The sequence below is a fragment of the Sphingomonas lacusdianchii genome (genome assembly GCF_022664395.1).
GTDB classification, from domain to species: Bacteria; Pseudomonadota; Alphaproteobacteria; order Sphingomonadales; family Sphingomonadaceae; genus Sphingomonas; species Sphingomonas lacusdianchii.
This window is the reverse complement of the sequence record NZ_JAKRET010000031.1, coordinates 1-21,122: the sequence shown is the minus strand read 5'-3', so window position 1 is coordinate 21,122 and position 21,122 is coordinate 1. Positions and strand designations below refer to the sequence as shown.

Sequence of the window (21,122 nt, the reverse complement as noted above, 5' to 3'; positions counted from 1 at the left end):
ACTGCATACCGGCCAGTGGCAAACGATGAGCCACGCGAACAGGCCTGACACACGAACGATATAAGCGCCGAGCCGCCAGAACGTCGGAAAATCGCCTTGCAAAACCGGGGGCATCCACACACGCCCCGGGTTTGTCGGAGGCCGTTGGATGTGAGTCACGCTGCCATATCGACGATGTTTGCGGCAGCATAGTATTGCTCTTCGGCTTCGGCGGGCGGGACGTTGCCGATGGGTTCGAGCAGCCGGCGATAGTTGAACCAATCCACCCATTCGAGGGTGGCGTACTCGACCGCCTCGAAGCTGCGCCATGGGCCGCGGCGGTAGATCACCTCGGCCTTGTAGAGGCCGTTGATGGTTTCCGCCAAAGCGTTGTCATAGCTGTCGCCCACGCTTCCGACCGACGGCTCGATGCCCGCTTCGGCCAGGCGCTCGGTGTACTTGATGGACACGTACTGGCTGCCGCGGTCGGAATGGTGGACGAGGCCGCCACCCCGCCTCGGTTGTCGGTCATGTAGCGCCTGCTCCAGCGCATCCAGGACGAAGCCGGCATGTGCGCTCCGGCTGGCGCGCCAGCCAACGATCCGGCGAGCATAGGTGTCGATGACGAAAGCCACGTAGACGAACCCCGCCCAGGTCGCGACGTAGGTGAAGTCCGACACCCAGAGCATGTTCGGCGCCGGTGCACGGAACTGCCGGTTGACTCGGTCTAGCGGGCATGGCGCCGTCCGGTCGCTGACGGTGGTGCGGGCCGGCTTGCCGCGGATCACGCCGGCCAGCCCCATCGCCCGCATCAGGCGGGCAACGGTGCAGCGGGCGACATCGAACCCTTCGCGCCGCAGCTGCCGCCAGACCTTGCGCACGCCGTAGACGCGAAAGTTCTGCTCGAACACGCGGCGCACCTCCGGCCCAAGCGCATCGTCACGCCGAGCCCGAGCCGACCTTCTGGTCGGCTCAATCCTGCTCGCTACATGGGCATGGTAGGTGGATGGGGCGATCGGCAGGACCCGGCAGATCGGCTCGACCCCGTACACCTCGCGATGCGCGTCGATGAACGACACCATCACCTCGCTCGGCGGTCGAGCTCCGCCATCGCAAAATACGCCGACGCCTTGCGCAGGATCTCGTTGGCTTGGCGCAGTTCGCGGTTCTCCCGCTCCAGTGCCTTCAATCGGTCGGCGACATCGCTTGGCACCCCGGCGCGCATGCCGCTGTCGACCTCGGCCTTCTTCACCCACTCGTGCAGCGTCTGCCCCGCGCACCCGATCTTCGCCGCGATCGACACCACCGCAGCCCAACGCGATGCGTGATCCTTCTCATGGTCCAGCACCATCCGCACCGCACGCGCGCGCACCTCAGGCGAGAACTTGTTCGTCGTCTTGCTCGTCATAGCCCCTTCCTCTCAGGAGTTAGAGCCTCCGACAAACCCGGCGCGGTTCATGACACTTTCTTGAATCTAGATCTTCATGTCGCGAATATCGCAGAGCGTTTTGTGCTGGTTGGGAGCGCAGTGCAGCTCAGTGAGCGCCACCCTCAAGGCGGCACGCATCCGGCGAATATCGGGTTCAGCAAAGAACCCCGACATGGTCAACTGGATCATGTCTTTGTCGGGTTCGGCGATAACCTCGAAGCTGGCTTCCATCTCCTGCTCCCTTTTGATGCGCATCTCGCTCTCCCGGAGAGCAGCGCGCCCAAGAAGTTACATATTCTGTGAAGGGGAGCAGTGATTTACCTGCTCGTGGGCAGAAGCGGATTTTGCGATGCTGGCCTCAATCTTTACGCGATTTTTAATTTTCGTATTTATTACGCTGAGCGTTAGCCAACGCACTGCGCGTATGGGAGATGACCGATGGTGGAAGACGTGGCGAAGAGTCTGCTTGATCAGATCAAGGCAGCAATCGATCTGGCGGATGCTACCGGCCAAACCTTGGTCTTGGCCTTGCTTAGCCATGCCCTCGACGCGCTCGATGCATGCGCAACTTCGCAATAGCGATTTGCGATCTTGCAATTTTTGGACTGCCGCGCTACACTTGTGACGAAGATAGCGCTATGCATCCAGCGGGATAGCGCATCGATATTGATCCGGATCGCGAGTTCATGCGCGTGACGCTGTCGGGCGACTGAGTCAACGTTCACACCGACGGCTTGTCAGTCGACCACGCCAAGGCCGTGCTGGCGATGAAGGTGGCCGGTGCCTGGCATGGCCAGTTCCTGAGGCTGGTCGACATGCGGGAGAAGACACTCACAGAGGAAGTGATGATCGCTGAATTCAAGAAGTCGTTCGAGGCCAATTCTCCATCGCGGTGAACGGCCATCATCGTATTGCCAGAACTCCCACGTCGATGGCGGAACGGATTGCACCACCGGGGCGCGTCCTCATCACCTACACCGAGGAAGACGCGGCCTGGCTGTTCGAACCGGTATAAGCGAGGCGCCACGGCCTCCATCCGGGATTGTGGCGTGGTAGATCAGATTGAACGACGCTGACGAAGCTCGTCACGGATCTCACGCAGCAGCGTGACGTCCTCTGGGATTGCGGCAGGCGCATCGACCTTTTTCGGCATCAAGCGATTGACCGAACGGACAACGAGGAAAATGATGAAGGCGACGATGATGAAGTTCACTGCCTGCGTGATGAATTCGCCGTATCCGAGCAGCGGTACGCCGGCCTTCTTCAACGCCGCATAATCGGAGAGGCTGCCGGCGTAATTGGCAGGCACAGCACCGAGCGTCACGAAGTAGCTTGAAAAATCGAGGCCGCCGAAGATCTTGCCGATGATCGGCATGAGGATATCGTCGGTGAGCGATGTGACGATCTTGCCGAACGCTGCGCCGATAATGACCGCAACAGCGAGATCGAGCACGTTGCCGCGCATCACGAAGGTCTTGAATTCGTTGAACATGAGCTTCCCCTTTGTTGTTGCTACCTGCCCCCGGTAGCGGCAGGGTGTAAGGGAACGGGAGCGTAATGAACAGGGGGATATGATGGGGTGGACAAGGGCAGCCTTATGCAGTGTGCTGCTGCTGGAAGCGGCATGCCGACGCGAGGCTGAGGCAACGAGCAACGATGCTGGGGTCATGGCCGCACAAGAGCGCACGATGAAAGAGGCTAACGACGACGTCGACGCCGCCATGGCCGAAGCGGGCATGACGAACACCGGGACCGCGGCCAACAGAACCACCGTTCCTGAGCGCTGATCCCGGCACAGTGCGCCGGGATCAATGCTTCTTCTATCAGGCTTTGATGAGGTGCTGCGAGATATACTTGTTCATCTCGAACATCGACACCCGGTCTTTGCCGAACACCTTCTTGAGCTTTTCGTCGGCGACGATTTCACGCTTGTTGTCGGGGTTCTGTAGCTTTTCCGCCTTGATGTAAGCCCAGATCTTGCTGACCACCTCGCTGCGCGGCAGGGCATGGCCACCCACGATCGCGCCTAGCTCGACCGATGGCTTCACCGGTGCGTGTATCCCCGTCGCTGCCTTCGTACTCGTTTGCGGTTTCGCTACCATGATCGTCTCCCTTCCTCTGATATCACTCATCAGGCCACGATTTCTCGTTACGATCAAGTAACGTCAGTTCCGACAATCAGGCAGCAAGCCGGCTGATCAACGCCATGTTCCGTCCGCCACGCTTGGCATCATAAAGCGCGGCGTCGGCTGCCTGAATGAGCGTCGAGCCATCGCGTGCCATGGTGTCTGACCAGGTTGCAATGCCGAACGACATGCTGATGGCGCCAAGCGTGCGGCCCTGCTGGCGGACGCTGATCTCGGTGATCGCCTGACGGACCATCTCGACGCGGTTCATCAAGGCCTCGGCGGTCGTTCCGGGCGCGATGATGGTGAACTCCTCGCCTCCAAAGCGGCAGACGACATCACCATCGCGGAACCGGCTCCTCATCTCGGCAGCAACCGCCTGCAGGACGGCGTCGCCGGCATCGTGCCCGAACTCGTCATTGAAGCGCTTGAAGTGATCGACATCGCACATGACGAGGCTAAGCGGCGCGCCGGATCGGGAGGAGCGGGCAATCTCTAGGGTCAGTGCCTCCTCCATATAGCGCCGATTAAACAACCCGGTCAGCGGATCGCGGATCGTCTGCTCGCGAAGAGACCGCTGAAGCCGATGATTGACCAACGCGGACGCGATATTTTCGGTGAGCACGGTCAATCGAAATCGATGCTCTGCGCCGATCTGGCCGTGAAGATACAGCACGCCAATGACCTCGCCGCCTGCGAGCAATGGCTCGCAGTGATAGGCTTCTCCGTCCTTTACGTGTCCACAGACGATATCGTCGCCTGGCTCGACGAGACAGTGACTTCGCCCGCGCCGCAACGCCCAGCATTGGTCGGGTGCAAATCCGTCATCCCCGGTGTCAAGCCCACCCCAGCCTGCAATAGGGATGAGGAGGTTGCGGGAATTGTTGTGCGCGTAGAGCACGCCGGGCAGCTCGGGCAGGACCTTGGGCACGAAAACGCGGATGACCTGGGCAAGCTCGTCATCGGTGCGTGCAGCCTGCATTCGGTGCGCCATGCCACCGAGCAGCTCGATAACGTCACCGCGCTCACGCAACGCCTCGGCATTGGTATGCAATTCGGCGTTGGCGAGATGAAGTTTTCCTTCACTGCGACGTTGATCGACGATCGCCAGTTCGAGCCGATCCGCCATCGCATTGTAGCCGCGGGCCATACGATTGAATTCGCGTGACCCCATGCCCCCTTCGATCCTCGCATTGCCCTGGCCACTTCCGAGATCGGTCATGGCGGCCATCATTGCGTCGATCGGCCGGCGGATGCCGCGAATAAACAGCGCAAAGGCTACCAGCACAATCAATGCCACCACGGCAGCGCCTGCCATCGAGGTCCATTTGCTGCGCGACAGCCGCTGATCGGCAGCCTCACCACGGGCCGTCTGGAGCGCGTGCTCGTCTTCGAGGAAGCCCTGGATGCGCACCGTCAGTGCGTCCATCAGGTCGTGGCCTTTGCCGCTTGCGATCACAGCCAGCGCGCCGGCAAAATCGCCGCGTTGACCAAGATCGAGCGGCCGCCGCAAGATCGTCGCGCGCTGTTTCATCAGGCTCGCTATTTCGCGAGCGCGGGTGTGCTGGAGCGGATTGTCGCTCGTAAGGCGGACAACCTGATCAATATTGGCCACGGCGCTGGCAACCCGCTGATCGAAAGAGCGCGCGTAGGCAGGGTTATGCGTGAGCACGAAGCCGCGCTGCCCGGATTCGGCATCTCGCAGGTCGCCAAGCGCCTCCTCGGTCGTTTCGATGACGGCAGCGGAATGTTTGACCTGCCGGAAGCTCTCGCGTGTCTGATGGGAGGCATCGGCCAGCAGCCCGGCAAGCGACACCAGGGCGAGGATGATGATCGCACCGATTGCAGCGATACGGGTGGCTAGCGAGGCGAACATGGCAATTCCGGCGATTGGGGGAGCGAAGCGTCGAGGCAGCTCTTCGCGGTCATGCGACGTGCCAGTCGGCATCGACCGCCTGCGGTCGCAACGTCATCAGCCGGCGGACCTGGTCGGGATCGGCGAGCGATCGCGACGGTTTTCCGATCAGATACCCCTGTATCGCGGTGCAGCCCTCCCGCGCGACGATCGCCAGCTGCCCCGGTTGCTCAACACCTTCGGCAAGGACCGGCATGTGCAGGGTAGCACCAAGGGCGGCAACCGATCGCAGGATCGATACGGCCTGCTCGTCACGCTCGATCTCAGCGACGAAGGAGGCATCGAGCTTGATCCGGTCGAAGGCAAAGGCGCGAAGGACATCGATGGAGGAATAGCCGACACCGAAGTCGTCGAGGGCGATCGAGATGCCAAGGGCTTTCAGGGCCTTTAGCTGTCCCAAGGCATAGCGTCGATCGTGAATGATTGCGCTCTCGGTCAGCTCCAGCGCGAGACGTTCCGGTGGTAGGCCAGTGTCGATCAGCGCGGTCTGTACGGTCTCCACAAGCCGGGGATCGGCGAGGTGAAGTGGCGAAAGGTTGACGGAAACGACGTGCCGGTTGGTCCACAGGGCCGCTTCGAAGCAGGCCTGCCGCAGTATCCAGATGCTGAGCGCCACGATCTGGCCCGTCTCCTCGGCCAGCGGAATGAACGTCGCAGGAGAGACTAGGCCGAGCGTCGGATGCCGCCAGCGCACCAGCGCTTCGTAGCCGGTGATCTCGCCGGTCGGGATCGAGGCCTGCACCTGATAGTGCAGCTCGAAAGCGCCGTTCTGGACGGCGTCGCGCAGATCGTTCCCAAGATCGCGCCGTGAGCGGACCGCATCGTCCATACGGGCGTCGTAAAAGCACGGTGCATCCGAGTGCGCCGATTTTGCCCGGTACATGGCAAGGTCTGCCTTGCCGAGCAGGGTGTTGGCATCGAACCCGTCATGTACCGCCAGCGCAACACCGATATTGGCGCCGATCGATGCTGTGAACCGTTCGAATGCGAATGGCATATCTAACGCAGCTTGCAGGCGTTCGAGGAAGGACGTCAGCTCGCCGCGTTCGGTAAAGGAAATGACCGCAGCGAACTCATCGCCACCAAGTCGCGCGACACATTCGCCGGTGCGGAGCATTGCCGTAAGCCGGGCGGACAAGGCGATCAGCAACTGATCTCCTGCCTGATGGCCGTGCGTGTCGTTGACCGCCTTGAAGCGTGACAGGTCGAGCATCACGACCGCCATGCAGGGAGCGCCGCCTTTCACAGCGAAGCGCCGGTTCAGTTCCTCGTTGAACGCCATGCGGTTGGGCAGATCGGTAAGCCCGTCATGCAACGCCATCCGGCGCAAACGGCGATACGCTTCATTCTGTGTCTGTCCGTCGATCAGCGCACTGACGCCGGCACAGCCGACGACCAGAAGTGCGCCGACCGACGTGGAGACCGCGAGCAGGACCTGAGTAAGGTTCGAGAGCCCATTGCCGCCAAGATCGAGCACAGCGATGTTCATCGCGGCCATGCCGGTAAAGTGCAGCAGCGCAACGCCGAGCGCGAGCATGCCTGGCGCTGCTATCCTGGCGCTGCGGCCATTTGTCCCGAACAGCTGAAAGGCCGCGCCGGTCAGTGCGATCGAGAGGAGGACCGATGCGCTGACATAGGCCCAATCCCAGGTGACGATGCCATCGACGCGGTACGCTGACATACCAAGATAGTGCATCGTGGCGATGCCCGCGCCGATGATCGCTCCCCCAGCAAGGCCGGCGCCGCGCGCTATCTTCTTCGCAACGATCAGACCGGGCACGGCAAGGCCGATCACGACCAGGAGCGATAGCAGGGTGAGGCCGGGATCAAGCGTTACCGGCACCTTGGCCCGGAACCCCATCATCGCGACGAAGTGCGTCGACCAGACCATTGTGCCGATGCCGACCGACGCCAGCATCAACCAGCCTGCCCGGACCGCGCCAGCAGCCGATTTTACGCGTTGGAACAGCTGTCCAGTTGCAGCCGAGCCGACGAGGCAAATCAGGACAGCGAGGGCGGTAAGGCGCAGGTCGTGCTCCTCGCCGATGCACAAGGCGAGCCGCATCATGCCGCGGCGCCTTCGCCAAGGCTGTCGAGTCGGGTTTCAAGCGCGACCGATGCCTGCCGGGCAAGGCCCGCCAGATAGGCTTTCTGGTCCGGGGATGCCGGCGGACGTGCGGCGATGTCGAGTACACAGAGCGCGCCGACATCGACACCGTTCAGACGACGCAGAGCGGCGCCGATATAGTAGCGGATGTGGGGATCACTGGTGACGACGGGCAGGTTGGCGAAGCGGGGATCATCCATGGGAGCGCAGCTTTCGAGAACCTCGTCGCTATCGAGCGCGAACCCGCAAAAGCCATCCTCGCGGTCAATACAGTCGATGGTGAGGCCATGCGTAGCCTTGAACCACTGTTGCTGACCGTGGATCAGCGATAGCAGCGCGATCGGAGCGTCAAACGCCGTTGCCGCGGCATCGACGAGGCGATCGAACGCCGGTTCTGCCGGTGTGCGCAGGATATCGAGGTCACGAACGGCGCCGGTACGACGTCGCTCGCGCAGCAGGGTCTTGAACATCGGCTCTCACATCGATCGAACAGGTAAATTCGAGTTCGATGATGAAGGCGAATGCTTAACATTCGATATGGTTGAAACCACGTCAGCACTGACATGCCCTGCGGACGCGATGGGTCAGCGCAGGCTGATCGCCCCACTTTGCAAGCCGGTTGCATAGAAGGCCCATGTTTCTGTCTGGATACGCTCGCGCAAGCGGCCGAGGAGGTGGTCTGCCGCCTCCGCGAATCCACGCCGGTTCTCGGAGATCGTGCGCCGATTCCACGCATCAAGAAACGCAAGCCAATCCTTGCGCAGTCGTGCAACGCCGTTCGGGCCGTCTTGACAGGTTTCTGCCCATGGTCTCATCATCTTGCCATGGTCCCGCACCATAATCGCGTCCTCGACGGCAAGGTGATCCCGAACCTGACCTGCCAGCATGTCGAGCTTGGCCGCCAGCTCCTCTGCCTCGTAGCTCTTGTCGGCGATGCAGGAGGGGAGGTGACCGGCCGCATCGACGATCTTTTCATGATCCTCGATAAGCCGATGATAGCTGATATCCATCCGTCTCCTCCGCATTTTCGCTCGAGTCTAAACCATCACCGCCTAAGCAGCGTGGACAAATTGTAAGGGCTTGGACAGCGGGCTTACTGAAAGAGCAACATGATGCCAACGCCTTGCGAGCGCACCTGTCGGAGTACGGCATCGTCTCCAGCAAGGGGCCCGGTGACGTCACCGCGCTGATGAAGCTCCTCCACGAGGAGCAGGAGAAGCTGCCAGCGCATGCGCGGTCGGCACTCCATACGATCGGCGCCCAACTTCGATCGCTCGCGAGCGAGGTCGATCGGCTCGAGGCCCAGATCCTCGCTTGGCACCGCGCCGATGACACCAGCCGCCGGCTCGCTTCGATCCCCGGCATCGGCCCGATCACGGCGTCGGCGATCGCCGCGGCTGTGCCCGACGCGTCGCTGTTCCGCTCCGGCCGCCAGTTCGCGGCATGGTTGGGGCTCACACCGCGTCCACATAGTTGGGGCGGCAAGGAGCGGCTCGGCGGCATCAGCAAGCAGGGCGACGGGTATCTCCGCAAGCTGCTGGTGGTCGGCGCGACCGCGGTGATGCGCATGGCAAGGAAGGACGCGGCTCGCCAACCGTGGGCCGCGCAGCTTCTCGAGCGCAAGCCGGTGAAGATCGCTACCGTCGGGCTTGCCAACAAGACAGCGCGCATCGCTTGGGCGGTGATGGCGCGCAACGAGGTCTACGCGGTGGCTGCCGCGTGACCGCTGTCCTCGCCAACCGCTGAGCGGTCGGCACGATGGTGTAAGGGCAGCTGAGTGGTGATGACAAAACCGGTCAGACCGGGGATCGAACAAGCCGAGGGGAGCAGAGCGCTTCGAGCGCGATGACGTGATTAGGGATCCGATCCGCGGACTTCATCGGGGCCAGCAGCCATGCGGTGCTGCACGAACAGGCCGAACACACGGATGCACCCGACCGGTGCTCATCGCTGCACGAAAGCTCTTGCACCGCAGGGGTCGTCCACACATGGCTCAACGACCACATCATCGCACAGCTACGCTGGTGCAGGGGCCGTCCACCCCATCACGTGACGGGCAAGCTCATGTTCGCGCATTGCATTCGCGCGATAGGCCTCTTGCTTCGACAAACCTGACACATGTGCTTCCCGATCACCACGGAGCTGGTAGGCAAGCGCATCGCAGCGCTGTTCGATCCATTGCGGTCGCATCCTGGTCCGAGCGACCTCCTACGACTGCTATTGGACATGAGAGCGAGGAACGCACTTGCCAGGCATCCTTGGGCGCGGATAGGCCAGCGACATGACGGAGAATCCTGAAGACACCTCACCGAGTAATCATACCGACGTCGATCCCACCGGCCTTGCGGCAGGGCAGCCGGCTGAGGGGGCGATGGACATGGGCGGTAACGAGCCCATCGAGCGCCCCGGTCTGCATCACTGGCGAGAAAGCACGATCACCGATCCGGATCTGAACGACCGCGGCGGCGTCTTCTTCGCCGCGATCGAGATGACGCGGATGCCGATGATCCTCACCGATCCCAATCAGCCCGACAATCCGATCACCTTCGCCAACAAGGCTTTTCTCGACCTGACGGGCTATGAGGAGGATGAGGTCCTCGGGCGCAACTGCCGCTTCCTGCAGGGCGCACAGACCGATCGCCATGCCGTCGCTGAGCTGCGCGATGCCGTGGAAGCACATCAGGCAATCGCGCTGGAACTGCTCAACTACCGGCGGGACGGCACGCCGTTCTGGAATGCCGTGTTTATAGGGCCGGTCTACGATACCGAAGGCACGCTTCGCTACTTCTTCGCCAGCCAGCTCGACGTGACCCGGCGTCGCAACACCGAGCAAAGCTACCGGCAAGCCCAGAAAATGGAGACCATCGGCCAGCTGACAGCCGGGCTGGCGCACGATTTCAACAACCTGCTGCAGGTCGTCAACGGTAACCTCGAGCTGGTCGCCGCCGCAACCGATCCGGAGCGGATCAAGAAATATGTCACCGCGGCCCAGTCGGCCGCGGAGCGCGGGGCGAAGCTGACCCGGCAGCTCCTTGCCTTCGCCCGCAAGACCCGGCTGGAACCCCGCGCGCTCGACCTGGCGCAGCTCGTGTCCGAGTTCAGCGAGCTGATCGAGAGTTCAGTCAACAAGCAGGTCGACATCCACCTCAGCCTGCGCCGTGGCCTGCCGTATGTCGTGGTGGACCCCGACCAGCTTGAGATGGCGATCCTCAACATTGTCAACAATGCGCGCGATGCGATGCCCGACGGCGGTCTGGTGACCATATCGACCCTGCCGCTCCATCTCGACGCATCTCCCGAAGATGGCGAGGGTTTGCCGGAAGGCGACTATGTCGCCCTGGAGATCCAGGATCAGGGGCAGGGGATGAGCTCGGACGTCGCGGCGCGCGCGACCGAGCCGTTCTTCACCACCAAGGGGGTCGGCAAGGGCACCGGCCTGGGGCTGGCGATGGCGAGCGGCTTCGTACGCCAGTCCGGGGGTCGTTTGCTGATCGACACCCAGCCTGGTCACGGGACACGGATCAGGATGCTGTTCCCGGTGATGCAGGCCGAATACCCCGCTCCTCCGGTGGCGCACACCCATCGTCCCGCGGTTGCAGCCCTCGAGGAAGGTGAGTCGCCGCACATCCTTGTCGTGGAGGACAATGATGAGGTTCTGACCATCGCGCGCGATATCCTTGAAGGTGCCGGTTATACGGTCTCGACGGCGATCAGCGGAGATGAGGCTATCCGGTTGTTCGACGAACTCCACGCTACCAACCGGATCGACCTGCTCTTTACCGATCTGGTCATGCCGGGAGGGATGAACGGCCTGGTGCTCGCCGACACCATCATGGGTCGCGATGCCTCGGTGTCGGTGCTGATGACGACCGGGTACAATGAGGAGCTGGTCATCAACGGCCCGCGTGCACGAGGCACAGACGTCATCGGCAAGCCCTATCGTCGCTCCGATCTGCTCGACCGGGTGAGCCAGGCGCTCAACCGGCGCGGCGAGGACGGGCCACGCCGGCGCCGGTCGCAGTTCGGCGCCGTCCAGGGCTGATCCGCGCCTGCATCAACAGCTCTTTAGCGGGTCCGGCATTAGCAAAGGCCCCATGTTGGTGTCGCCACCCCTCGCTCCATTGAGTGCCGAAACCGACAGGCATGCCCACGACACACTGTTGACGGCAGCCGCTGAACTGAGAACCGCGGTAATGGCAAGGCCGCCGACGTCAGACATCGGCAAGCTACGCATGAACCTTGCCACTGCCGTTAGAGGCCATCTCGCGACCTAGCAGGCCTGGAACGCACAGGCCAGACCCTATTTCATCGACCGCATGGCGGCCTATGAGCGAATCATCGAGCAGGAACGCGAACTGCGCCTCAGCTACTCGCTGCATATCGGCCGGTGGAACGGCGAGACGATCGACACGGATTTCTCGTCCTATGCCGCCGATGTCGTCCCGCTCGTGAACCGGATCGAACACCACCTCCGATCGCTCGAGAGCGAACTGTACAAGCCGATCATCCAGTCCCCATCGGAGAACGCCTGACCCGCCTTCAGTTGCCGCGATAGGTCGAGTAGCCGAAAGGACTGACCACGACCGGCACATGGTAGCGAGCTGCGGGGTCGGTCACCCGGAACATCAGGTCGATCTCGGGAAAGAAGGGCGCGGCCGTCGCATCCGGGTAGCCCGATATGTCGAAGTGCAGCTTGTAGGTGCCCGGCGCGAAGCGCGGCGGCTCGCCGAAGGAGCGAACACGGCCGGCTTGATCCGTTCGGCCATGCCCTACCTCGTCCCACCGCCCGTTGTCGGCTTTCCGGAGCAGCACCACAGGCACGTCCCGGCCTCCCACTTCGCGGACCAGGTCGAGAACGTGGGTCGAGATTTCCCGCGGCTTGTACGGGTAACGTGACGATACCGCTGATAGAGGCGAGCAGGCAGAGGGGAAGACGCACGTCATGCGTCCTTACCGGTGCTCCTTGCCAACGCGGTGACCGAGGAACCGACCTGCTCGCGCGACGCATTGTGGAGCGCGTGGGCGATCAGCCTTTCCTGCTCGACAACCAGGTCATCTATATCGGCGCGAGCATCGGCATCGCCTGCTCTCCGACCGATGGCACCGATCCGACGGAGCTGTTGCGAAACGCGGACCTGGCGCTCTACGCCGCCAAACTGGACGGCAAGGGGCGCCATCGCCGCTACGATGCCGCTTTGAACGCTGCCAGCGTCGAGCGCCGGCTGCTGGAGGAAGGACTTCGTCACGCTATCGAGAACGACGAACTCGAGCTCTACTATCAGCCACTGCTCGACACGCGGAGCGGCCGGATCGGATCGGCTGAGGCGCTGCTGCGCTGGAACCATCCCGAGCGTGGACTGATCCCGCCCGCCGATTTCATCAGCCTTGCCGAAGACACCGGGCTGATCCTCGCTTTGGGCAGATGGGTGATCCGGGCCGCCTGCCAGGAAGCGACCTCCTGGCCTGACAACATCAGCGTCGCCGTCAACCTGTCCCCTGTCCAGTTTAGCGATCCCGGGCTTGCCGCCACCATCGAGGCGGCGCTGAAATCGAGCGGGCTGCGTTCCAGCCGCCTCGAGCTGGAGATCACCGAGGGTATCCTGCTGAGCGACGAAGAACAGACGATCGCGACACTTACCGCGTTGAAGACCCAAGGGCCGCTTATCTCAATGGACGACTTCGGAACCGGTTACTCGTCGCTCAGCTACTTGAGCCGGTTTCCGTTCGACAAGATCAAGATCGACCAGTCGTTCGTTCGCCAGATACCCGGCAATAAGCAATGTACCGCGATCGTCCACGCCATCATCACGATGGGTAAGTGTCTGGACATGGCGATAACGGTGGAAGGTGTGGAGACGGAAGAACAGCATGGCTTCGCCGTTGCGCAAGGCTGTGACGCTGTTCAGGGCTACAATGTCAGTAAACCGCTTCAAGGGACAGACTTTGCCGCATTTATCGCGGAATGGACGCCCTATTGCCGCCCGCGTACTGCGGCCTAAGCCGAGCGCTGCCACTGCGACGATGCCTTACCGGCCCACGTTCATTGATCTCCTGGTTTATTACGCATCGCACTCCGCAGGACTTTCGCATCTAGCGCGACTCAACTTGGAGCGGACATCCGGTTTAGCGCCTCGTTAACCTAAGGCACCCTATCAAGTTCTCGCGGCGAGAAAGGGCGCAACAGATGTTCGACGACTTCTTCTGTCTGACCCATCAGCATAACAAGTGGCTGGTCGCGCTCGCGGCCCTGGTCTGCATCGCGGCGACCGGCAGCGTCGTGTTCCTTCTGCGCCATCTTCGCGCCGCGCCGACGCGCGAGCGGTTCCGCTGGCTGCTCGGCGCGGCCTTTGCGTCGGGCACGGGTATCTGGGCGACCCACTTCATTGCGATGCTTGGCTACGATCCCGGAATCGTGGTCGGCTACCTGCCGGGGCGCACGCTGGCGTCTCTGGCCATCGCCATCGTTATGACCTGGGGCGGGCTGCGGACCTGCGTTCTCAGGCAGGACCGGGTCGGCTATGTCGCCGGCGCGGCGATGGTCGGCACGGGCATCTCCGTCATGCACTATCTGGGCATGAGCGCCGTCCTGTTTACGGGCACCTTACGCTTTTCGTCCGTCCTGATTGTAGCCTCGGTCGTCCTCGCAGTGCTGCCGGTCGCCCCGGCGCTGTACCTCTCCATTGCTCGCCGCGGCATGGGGACGGGAACTGCCGCTGCCGCTCTGCTGACGCTGGCGATCCTGCTGCTGCATTTTACCGGCATGGCCGCGATCAGCGCCGTGATCCCCGGGTCCGCGGCCGGCACGGGCGGGATCGTGCTGTCGCCCGACCTGATGGCGCCGCTCATCGCTGTTGCGGCGCTGGCGGTCCTGGTCGTGACGGTCGGCGCCGCCAAGGCGCGTGCCGTGCTCGCCTTGCGCGCGCGGGGCACGACGGACGCGGGTTGGGCGGCGCTGGTCCGCTCCAGCCTCGTCGCCGAGTTCGACCTCGAAGGCACCGTCCGGTGGGCCAACAAACGCTTCCTCGGCACGCTGGGCTACCGGCTGGACGAAATTGCAGGGCTCCCCGATCGCACGCACGACATGGGTGTCAGGGCACCAGGATCGAGCGATCCGGCGTTCTGGGCAAAGCTCGGTGCCGGCGAGCACCAGACCGGTGAGTACCGGCGCATCGCGAAGGACGGCCGTGTCGTCTGGCTGCAGTCGACCTACACCCCCGTGCTCGATGAGAAGGGGCGACCGATCCGGGTTCTGGAGGTCGCAACCGACGTGACCGTGAGCAAGCTGGCGGCTGCCGAGTCTGCGGCGAGGCTCGCCGCGCTCGATCGAAGCCAGGCGGTAATCGAGTTCGCGACCGACGGCACCATCCTCGAAGTCAACGACGTTTTCCTTCGGCTGACGGGCTATGCGCGCGACGAGGTGGTCGGGCGGCACCACCGGATGTTCTGCGAACCCGCTTACGCCGGCACAGCCGACTATGCCGCCTTCTGGGCGAAGCTCGGCCGCGGCGAGTTCGATGTCGGGACCTACCGCCGCGTCGGCCGGGATGGCCGCGAGCTGTGGCTTCGCGCCACCTACAATCCGGTGCTCGACCCAGATGGTCGCCCGGTGCGGATCGTGAAGTTCGCGTCCGACATGACGGAGAGCCGGCAGCGCAATGCCGAGTTCGAAGCGCTCACGCTGGCGATGCGGCGCTCGGCCCTGACGATTGAGCTTGCCCCTGACGGCATCATCCTCGCAACCAGTAACGGCTATCTCAAGGCACTGGGCTATGCACCGGAGGATGTCGCGGGCGAGCATCACCGGATCCTGTGTCCGCCCGAACTCGCCTCGAGTGCCGTCTATGCGGCAGCCTGGGAGACACTTGGCCGCGGCGAGCATATGACGGGCATCTTCAAGCGGCGCGACCGGGAGGGCCGCGACCTGTGGTTCCAGGCAACCTACAACCCGGTTCTCGATCCGGACGGCCGGGTCGTGAAGATCGTCGGCTTCGCCACCGACGTGACGGACGCGAAGCTGCGCAGCGCCGAGTTCGAGGCGCGATCAAAGGCGATGGACCGCAGCCAGGCGGTCGTCGAGCTTGGGCTCGACGGGACGATCCTGGAGGCCAACCAGAACTTCCTCAACGCCCTGGGCTATAGCCGGGCCGAGGTCATCGGCCGTCACCATCGCCTCCTGTGCGACCCTGACTATGCCCGCTCGCCCGACTATGCCGCGTTCTGGCGCAAGCTGGCCGGCGGTGCCTTCGACGCAGGTCTATACCGCCGGATCGGCAAGGACGGCCGCGACGTGTGGCTGCAGGCGACCTACAATCCCATTCTCGATCCGGACGGACGGCCGCTGAAGATCGTCAAGTTCGCGACCGACATCACCGAGGCTCGCGAGCGCGATGCGGAGTTCGCCGGCCGCGATGCGGCCGTGGATCGCAGTCAGGCCGTGATCGAGTTCGATCTGGACGGGCTGATCCTGTCCGCCAACCGGAATGCGCAGACCATGCTGGGCTATGACAGCAAGGCGCTTGTGGGCCAGCACCACCGCATGTTGTGCGACGCTGCCCAGGCACGCTCGACCGATTACACGAAGCTCTGGGAGCGTCTGTCGCGGGGTGAGTTCGATGCGGGACGGTATCGCCGGATCGGGCATGACGGCCGCGAGATCTGGATCCAGGCCTCCTACAACCCGATCCTCGATGCCGACGGCCGACCGAGAAAGGTCGTCAAGATCGCCGCCGACATCACGCGCCAGGTGCTGCTGGAGCGGGAAGCCGAGCACCGCCTTGCTGAAAGCGAGGCGCTGCAGCGATCGCTCGACCTGCGCCGACAGGCGCTGCAGGACACGGTGGCTGAACTGGACACGATCGTGACCGCGATCGGCGGCATCGCCGCTCAGACCAACCTGCTCGCGCTCAACGCATCCATCGAGGCGGCGCGGGCGGGCGAGGCAGGCCGGGGCTTCACGGTGGTGGCGTCGGAGGTCAAGAAGCTGGCCAACGACACGCGCGCGGCGACGGAGCGTGCGACGGCCATGATCGGCGCGCGGCGCGCCAGCAATGAGGGCTAGTAAGATAATAGCAAGTAGGACGAGATGATGACTTCCGATGATAGCAGGCGCGCCCATGAGGCGATTCGCGCCACTGCCTATGCGCTTCGCGACTGCGTTAAGGCTGGACCTCCGCTTACCGACCTCGGCCGGCTACGAATGAACCTGGCCAATGCGGTACGGGAGCATCTGCCTACACAGCAGGGCTGGAACAAGGAGGCCCGAGGATATTTCGCCGATCGGATGCCGACTTACGAGCGGATCATGGAAGAGGATCGCGAGCTTCGACTGCGCTACTCCGACCACATACGGCGTTGGAGCAGCAACGCGATCGCTTCGGACGTCCCGACCTATGCTGCGGACGTCGCAGCGCTGGTCGACCGCCTCGACCGGTACCTGCGCTCGCTCGAGCACGAGCTATACAAGCCGATGTTCGAGGCAGGGATCGAGGCGTGATCGGTGATCAATTGCCCCTGTAGGTGGAGTAGCCGAAGGGGCTGACCACGACCGGCACATGGTAGTGCGCGGCAGGGTTGGTGACGCCGAACACGGGATCGATCTCGGGGAAGAATGGCGCCGCCTTCGCATCCGGGTAGCCCGCCATGTCGAACTGCAGCTTGTAGGTGCCCGGCGCGAACTTCGACGGCTACCTACCCGACGCCGATCTCTCGGTCGAGACCGGGCAAACCTGTAGTCCTGCATGACGATCTGGCATCTTGCATCACCGCGAGCAGCTATCGAAACCGGGCTCGATCACCTATCGTTCCTCAAGGCAGGGTTGTTGGCCCTGCGAAACCGATGGTGGAGGTGCCGTTGCGACCTGTGTCAGCTGCGATCTGTATTCCGGTCCGCAACGAGGAGACTGCGCTACCGAAGTTGCTGGAGGCGATCGGGCGACTGGACTTGGGCGACGTCGAAGCTGCCGTGTTCTTCCTCCTCGATAATTGCTCGGATGCGAGCAAGCAGGTGATACGCGAGCATGCTGGTCGCATGGCCCTTCCGTTCACGGTGGCTCAGGGAGACCCGTCCCCTGATGCCAATGCCGGTCGTGCACGCCGGGCGGCCATCGCCCTCGGCCTGCATCATGCGACGAGCACGCCCCACGGTATTCTCCTGACAACCGACGCCGACAGCCAGCCCCGTGCCGATTGGGTCAGGGCGGCACTGCAGGGCCTGGCCTCGGCCGACCTTGTCGCCGGGCGCATCGTCCGGATCGCAGCGGAGCGGGATCCGGTGCAGGGGAGGGTCGAGCGCTACCTCGATCGGCTTCACGCCTACCGACGATCGGTCGACCCCGTTCCGTGGGACAGTCCTACCGGCTCCCACTGCTCAGGAGGCGCCAACATGGCCTTCCGACCCGGAGCCTATCAGGCGCTGGGCGGCTTCCAGCCGGTGCCATGCGGCGAGGACGCCGCCCTGCTCGACGATGCCGGGCGCGCCGGGTTTCGCGTGCGCCGCGATCCCGGCATGGTGGTTGCGACCTCCTCGCGGCGGCTCGGCCGGGCACCGGGAGGCATGGCCGCTGCGCTCAGCGCCATCGACCATCATGGGGCACCCTCGATGCCGCATCCGCGAGGGGCGGCATGGCAATACCGGCAGCAGGCGGAGGCGCGCCGCATCTGGGCCGGGCTCCCCGATTCCTTTGTCGCAGCCCGCTTCGGCGACCGTATCGGATTGACCGGTGACCATGTGATCGGTGTCGCGCGCGACTGTCCCAATGCCGAGGCGTTCGCGATGCGTGTCGTGCCGGCACTGCCCGATATACCCGACGTCACCCTCGCCGAGGCCGAGCAGGCCCTGGCTTTGCTCGAGCGCCAGCTTTGCGAGCAGGCGGCATGACGACGGTCGGGGCTCTGCGCCATGCGATCGTCGCGGCGGGCTGGGCGACCGACCCCGTCGGCGATCCGGCGACTCCCGAAGCATATCTGGAACTGCTCCGCCGTCTTTATGCTGCGGGACGCCGGGATCTCCCCGTCGGTCGCCTGCTGGAGGGGCATGTCGATGCGGTGCAGATCGTATTTCGATACGGCACGTCGTCCCAGGTCGCTGCGTTGCGCGCGCGCATCGCTGCGGGAGCGACGTTGGGTGTGTGGAATGCGGGCCTGCCGGGTGAGCCGCTGGTGCTTGCCGGCGGACGGCTGACCGGCGGCAAGGGCTATGCATCGGGGGCGGGGATACTGACTCACGCGCTGGTGACCGCGGATAGCGATCGCGGGCCGCAGCTGCTCCTGCTCGACCTTGAGGCCGATCCGCCTGCCATCGATCGGGAGTGGTGGCAGACGATCGGCATGCAGCGCTCGGAGACACATCTGGTACGCTGGTCCGGCGCCGCGATCGGTGAAGATGACCCGATCGGCGAGCCCGGCAGCTACGCGCGGGAGCCGTTCTTCAGCGGAGGCGCGCTGCGCTTCGCCGCGGTTCATGCCGGCGGTATCGCGGGTCTGCTGGACGCGGTGCGTGACCACCTGACCACCCACGAGCGCGCTTCCGATCCGTTCCAGGCATCACGGCTCGCCGACCTGTTCCTGCTTGCCCAGGGTGCAGCGGCGAGCATCCGCGACACGGCGGGCGCCTGGTTCAGCGGGACGGATGCGGAACGCCTCGCCCGGGTGTCCGCTGCGCGGCTATCGATCGCCGGTTTTGCCGAGCGCGCCCTGACGATCGCGCAGGAGGCGGTGGGGCTGCAGGGGTTGTTCCTGTCGCATCCGCTGGCGGCAAAGATCGCCGATCTCATGGTGTACCTGCGCCAGCCGGCGCCTGACGCGCATCGCCTTCGCGTCGGCCAGGCTGTCGCCGAGCACATCCTCGACCCCATCCTGTGAGGATCGCGCTGCGAAACGTGCGTGTCGCGCTGGTGATCGCCCCGCACCCGGATGACGAGGTCATCGGCGCGGCAGGCCTCATTGCGCGGCTTCGCCGCCATGGAGCTCGGGTCCGGGTTGCGGTCGTGACCGATGGTGCCGCATCTCACCGGGGCAGCCGAAAATGGCCGAGGACGCGACTGGTCGCGGCTCGCCAGCGTGAGAGCCTTCATGCGCTACGTCGTCTCGGCATCGTTGCTGGCGACGTCTCGTTCCTCAATTTGCCCGATGGCCAGTTGCCCTCGATCCCGGGGCGCTGTTATCGCGCGCTGCGCCGCCAGGTCGCACGATGCCGGGATCTCGATCTCATCGTCGGACCGGCCTGCGATGACGACCATCCCGATCACCGCGCCGTAGCCGCGGCCGTAGCCGGATGCCCGGGTGGCGCCAGTCGGCTGACCTACCGCGTGTGGCCGCCTCGCCCGGACAGGTCCGGACCGGCATGGCGCATCGCTGTGCCCGGGGGAGTTTCGGTGAAACGGTCCCTGATCCGCGTCTACCGGACGCAGCTCGGCGCCGTTTCCGATGACCCAGCAGGCTTCAAGATCGCGAGACACGAGCTTGCGGCCTTTGCTCGTCCGGTCGAGCGCTACCGGCCGGGTTCGAAGTGACGAGCCCGATCGATCTTGCCGGGTTCGCCGCCAAGTTCGCCGGCGACGACGATCCCTGGCGCACCTTCACCGCCCGTGACGAGGCGGTGAAGCGTGCCGCGATCCTGCACGCGATAGGTCACCGACCGGTCGGACGGGTGCTGGAGCTGGCCAGCGGCAACGGATCCAACAGTGCCGCGATCGCGAGGATGGCGTTGCGCCTCGATGCGACCGAGGGCACGAGGGAGGGGGTCGACCTGACGGCACGCGCCGTCGCGGCCTGGCCTCGTGCGTGCGCATCGCTGCTCGTGCTCCCCGGTCGCCCGCCACGTCTCGTCTATGACGTGATCGTGATCGCCGAGATCCTGTATTACCTCTCAGCGCGAGACATGGCCCGGGTTGCGCGTGAGATGGCCGCCCGCCTGACGCCAGGCGGCACCATCGTGCTCGCGCACCACAGGATCGACTTCTACGATTTCGTCCAGCATGCGGCAGGGATCCACGCCCGGTTCCTCGCAGAGACTGGGCGTCGTTGGACGGTTCGCACCGTGCGCCGCACCCGCCGCTGGGTCGTCACCGCGGCTCGCCCCGACGATGTGCCCCGATCCCGTTGAACGCGAGCGAGGCAGCGCGTACCGCGTCCGGGCGATATGAAGTTCGCGGGTAAGTGGAGCGGCAGGACGTCCACCTGCCGCTCCCGCCAGGGTCGTCAGGCCGCCGCGTCGAGATCGACCTTCATTTCCCGAGCCCAGAACCTGAGGTCACGACAGGTCGTGACGAACGCCTTGACGTCCTTGCTCTTGCTTAGGGCTACGAAGCCATCGTCAAGCTCCGGCACCCGGGCGGCGTCGAACAACGTGGCGGCCGCATCGGTGTAGCCGATGAACTTGCAGTGGCCGAACGCGTCCGCCACGAAGTCCTTGGAGGCCGCATCCTTGGCGAGCATCGCAGCCCCCTCCTCGGACGGGAGCACCGCGACGGCATCGAACAGGACCGAAGGTCCGCCGTCGATCTTCTGCTTGGCCGCGACCTTGGTGCCGTCGTCGAGCGTGACCCCGCCGATCTTCGGCGCGACCAC

At 64.1% G+C, this 21,122-nt stretch carries 20 protein-coding genes, 4 pseudogenes and 1 other annotated feature; of the genes and pseudogenes, 13 read left to right on the top strand and 11 right to left on the bottom strand.

From position 1 onward, the window contains the following. Positions 1–155: 155 nt before the first annotated feature. Both MF607_RS21260 and MF607_RS21255 read right to left on the bottom strand, forming a co-directional pair. Positions 156–1,387 (bottom strand): IS3 family transposase gene (locus MF607_RS21260; protein WP_242122106.1). Its coding sequence is split into 2 segments (ribosomal slippage): positions 156–1,096 and positions 1,096–1,387, totalling 1,233 coding nucleotides; the frame shifts between segments, so codons are not numbered across the junction. Then, positions 987–1,103: a sequence feature (AL1L pseudoknot), on the bottom strand. Its footprint overlaps the gene before it by 117 nt. A gap of 66 nt (positions 1,388–1,453) precedes the next feature. Next, the gene (locus MF607_RS21255) at positions 1,454–1,663 is read right to left on the bottom strand and encodes a hypothetical protein (protein WP_242122105.1); all 210 of its coding nucleotides are present in this window, start codon (positions 1,661–1,663) and stop codon (positions 1,454–1,456) included. Between the two features lie 183 nt (positions 1,664–1,846). On the opposite strand from MF607_RS21255, the gene MF607_RS21250 reads away from it, so the two are divergent. Together MF607_RS21250 and MF607_RS21245 are read left to right on the top strand one after the other, a co-directional pair. Beyond that, on the top strand, positions 1,847–1,987 hold the full coding sequence (locus tag MF607_RS21250) for a hypothetical protein (RefSeq protein WP_242122104.1): 141 nt from the start codon (positions 1,847–1,849) through the stop codon (positions 1,985–1,987). A gap of 155 nt (positions 1,988–2,142) precedes the next feature. Then, complete coding sequence (locus MF607_RS21245; protein WP_242122103.1) at positions 2,143–2,304, top strand: hypothetical protein; 162 nt, start codon at positions 2,143–2,145, stop codon at positions 2,302–2,304. A 161-nt stretch (positions 2,305–2,465) separates the two neighbouring features. Here the strand turns inward: MF607_RS21245 and mscL are convergent, their stop codons facing one another. The 6 genes from mscL to MF607_RS21215 all read right to left on the bottom strand — a co-directional run bounded on the left by mscL (position 2,466) and on the right by MF607_RS21215 (position 8,566). Further along, positions 2,466–2,900: a large conductance mechanosensitive channel protein MscL gene (gene mscL / locus MF607_RS21240; RefSeq protein ID WP_242122102.1), complete on the bottom strand. Its 435-nt coding sequence runs from the start codon at positions 2,898–2,900 to the stop codon at positions 2,466–2,468. Positions 2,901–3,231: 331 nt separating this feature from the next. Next, positions 3,232–3,510, bottom strand: coding sequence for an SWIB/MDM2 domain-containing protein (locus tag MF607_RS21235; RefSeq protein WP_242122101.1), 279 nt, complete (start codon positions 3,508–3,510; stop codon positions 3,232–3,234). A gap of 76 nt (positions 3,511–3,586) precedes the next feature. Further along, positions 3,587–5,482 (bottom strand): diguanylate cyclase, encoded by a 1,896-nt coding sequence (locus MF607_RS21230; RefSeq protein ID WP_347340912.1) that lies wholly within the window; start codon positions 5,480–5,482, stop codon positions 3,587–3,589. Further along, positions 5,460–7,517, bottom strand: coding sequence for a putative bifunctional diguanylate cyclase/phosphodiesterase (locus tag MF607_RS21225; protein WP_242122100.1), 2,058 nt, complete (start codon positions 7,515–7,517; stop codon positions 5,460–5,462). The genes MF607_RS21230 and MF607_RS21225 overlap by 23 nt, the downstream gene beginning before the upstream one ends. Then, positions 7,514–8,026: a GAF domain-containing protein gene (locus MF607_RS21220; RefSeq protein WP_242122099.1), complete on the bottom strand. Its 513-nt coding sequence runs from the start codon at positions 8,024–8,026 to the stop codon at positions 7,514–7,516. The genes MF607_RS21225 and MF607_RS21220 overlap by 4 nt, the downstream gene beginning before the upstream one ends. 114 nt (positions 8,027–8,140) lie before the next feature. Continuing rightward, positions 8,141–8,566 (bottom strand): hypothetical protein, encoded by a 426-nt coding sequence (locus MF607_RS21215; protein ID WP_242122098.1) that lies wholly within the window; start codon positions 8,564–8,566, stop codon positions 8,141–8,143. A 107-nt stretch (positions 8,567–8,673) separates the two neighbouring features. Here MF607_RS21215 and MF607_RS21210 point away from each other — a divergent pair. The 3 genes and pseudogenes from MF607_RS21210 to MF607_RS21200 form a co-directional block, all read left to right on the top strand. Next, a pseudogene (locus tag MF607_RS21210) lies at positions 8,674–9,279 on the top strand (IS110 family RNA-guided transposase); the annotation flags it as partial. A gap of 558 nt (positions 9,280–9,837) precedes the next feature. Continuing rightward, entirely contained in the window at positions 9,838–11,598 is a 1,761-nt protein-coding gene (locus MF607_RS21205) for a PAS domain-containing protein (protein WP_242122097.1), read from the top strand. Positions 11,599–11,872: 274 nt separating this feature from the next. Then, the gene (locus MF607_RS21200; protein WP_242122096.1) at positions 11,873–12,088 is read left to right on the top strand and encodes a hypothetical protein; all 216 of its coding nucleotides are present in this window, start codon (positions 11,873–11,875) and stop codon (positions 12,086–12,088) included. Between the two features lie 7 nt (positions 12,089–12,095). Here the strand turns inward: MF607_RS21200 and uraH are convergent, their stop codons facing one another. Then, on the bottom strand, positions 12,096–12,500 hold the full coding sequence (uraH, locus tag MF607_RS21195; RefSeq protein WP_242122095.1) for a hydroxyisourate hydrolase: 405 nt from the start codon (positions 12,498–12,500) through the stop codon (positions 12,096–12,098). Here uraH and MF607_RS21190 point away from each other — a divergent pair. From MF607_RS21190 to MF607_RS21175, 3 genes are all read left to right on the top strand, one after another. Then, complete coding sequence (locus MF607_RS21190) at positions 12,449–13,555, top strand: putative bifunctional diguanylate cyclase/phosphodiesterase (RefSeq protein ID WP_347340911.1); 1,107 nt, start codon at positions 12,449–12,451, stop codon at positions 13,553–13,555. The genes uraH and MF607_RS21190 overlap by 52 nt on opposite strands. Before the next feature lie 185 nt (positions 13,556–13,740). Next, on the top strand, positions 13,741–16,614 hold the full coding sequence (locus MF607_RS21185; protein ID WP_347340910.1) for a PAS domain S-box protein: 2,874 nt from the start codon (positions 13,741–13,743) through the stop codon (positions 16,612–16,614). Between the two features lie 138 nt (positions 16,615–16,752). Further along, on the top strand, positions 16,753–17,049 hold the full coding sequence (locus tag MF607_RS21175) for a hypothetical protein (RefSeq protein ID WP_242122093.1): 297 nt from the start codon (positions 16,753–16,755) through the stop codon (positions 17,047–17,049). 7 nt (positions 17,050–17,056) lie between these two features. Here the strand turns inward: MF607_RS21175 and MF607_RS21170 are convergent. Beyond that, positions 17,057–17,221, bottom strand: a pseudogene (locus tag MF607_RS21170) (hydroxyisourate hydrolase); the annotation flags it as partial. On the opposite strand from MF607_RS21170, the pseudogene MF607_RS23085 reads away from it, so the two are divergent. The 5 genes and pseudogenes from MF607_RS23085 to MF607_RS21150 all read left to right on the top strand — a co-directional run. Continuing rightward, positions 17,164–17,778, top strand: a pseudogene (locus MF607_RS23085) (glycosyltransferase family 2 protein); the annotation flags it as partial. The pseudogenes MF607_RS21170 and MF607_RS23085 sit on opposite strands and share 58 nt — an antisense overlap. Before the next feature lie 159 nt (positions 17,779–17,937). Further along, positions 17,938–18,432, top strand: a complete 495-nt coding sequence (locus tag MF607_RS23080) for a glycosyltransferase (protein ID WP_431311985.1) — start codon at positions 17,938–17,940, stop codon at positions 18,430–18,432. Further along, positions 18,429–19,415, top strand: coding sequence for an acyl-CoA dehydrogenase family protein (locus tag MF607_RS21160; RefSeq protein ID WP_242122091.1), 987 nt, complete (start codon positions 18,429–18,431; stop codon positions 19,413–19,415). The genes MF607_RS23080 and MF607_RS21160 overlap by 4 nt, the downstream gene beginning before the upstream one ends. Further along, entirely contained in the window at positions 19,412–20,065 is a 654-nt protein-coding gene (locus MF607_RS21155) for a PIG-L deacetylase family protein (RefSeq protein ID WP_242122090.1), read from the top strand. The genes MF607_RS21160 and MF607_RS21155 overlap by 4 nt, the downstream gene beginning before the upstream one ends. Beyond that, positions 20,062–20,658, top strand: coding sequence for a class I SAM-dependent methyltransferase (locus MF607_RS21150; protein ID WP_242122089.1), 597 nt, complete (start codon positions 20,062–20,064; stop codon positions 20,656–20,658). Before MF607_RS21155 ends, MF607_RS21150 begins: the two co-directional genes overlap by 4 nt. Before the next feature lie 95 nt (positions 20,659–20,753). On the opposite strand, the pseudogene MF607_RS21145 reads toward MF607_RS21150, so the two are convergent. After that, positions 20,754–21,122: pseudogene (locus MF607_RS21145) on the bottom strand (catalase); the annotation flags it as partial.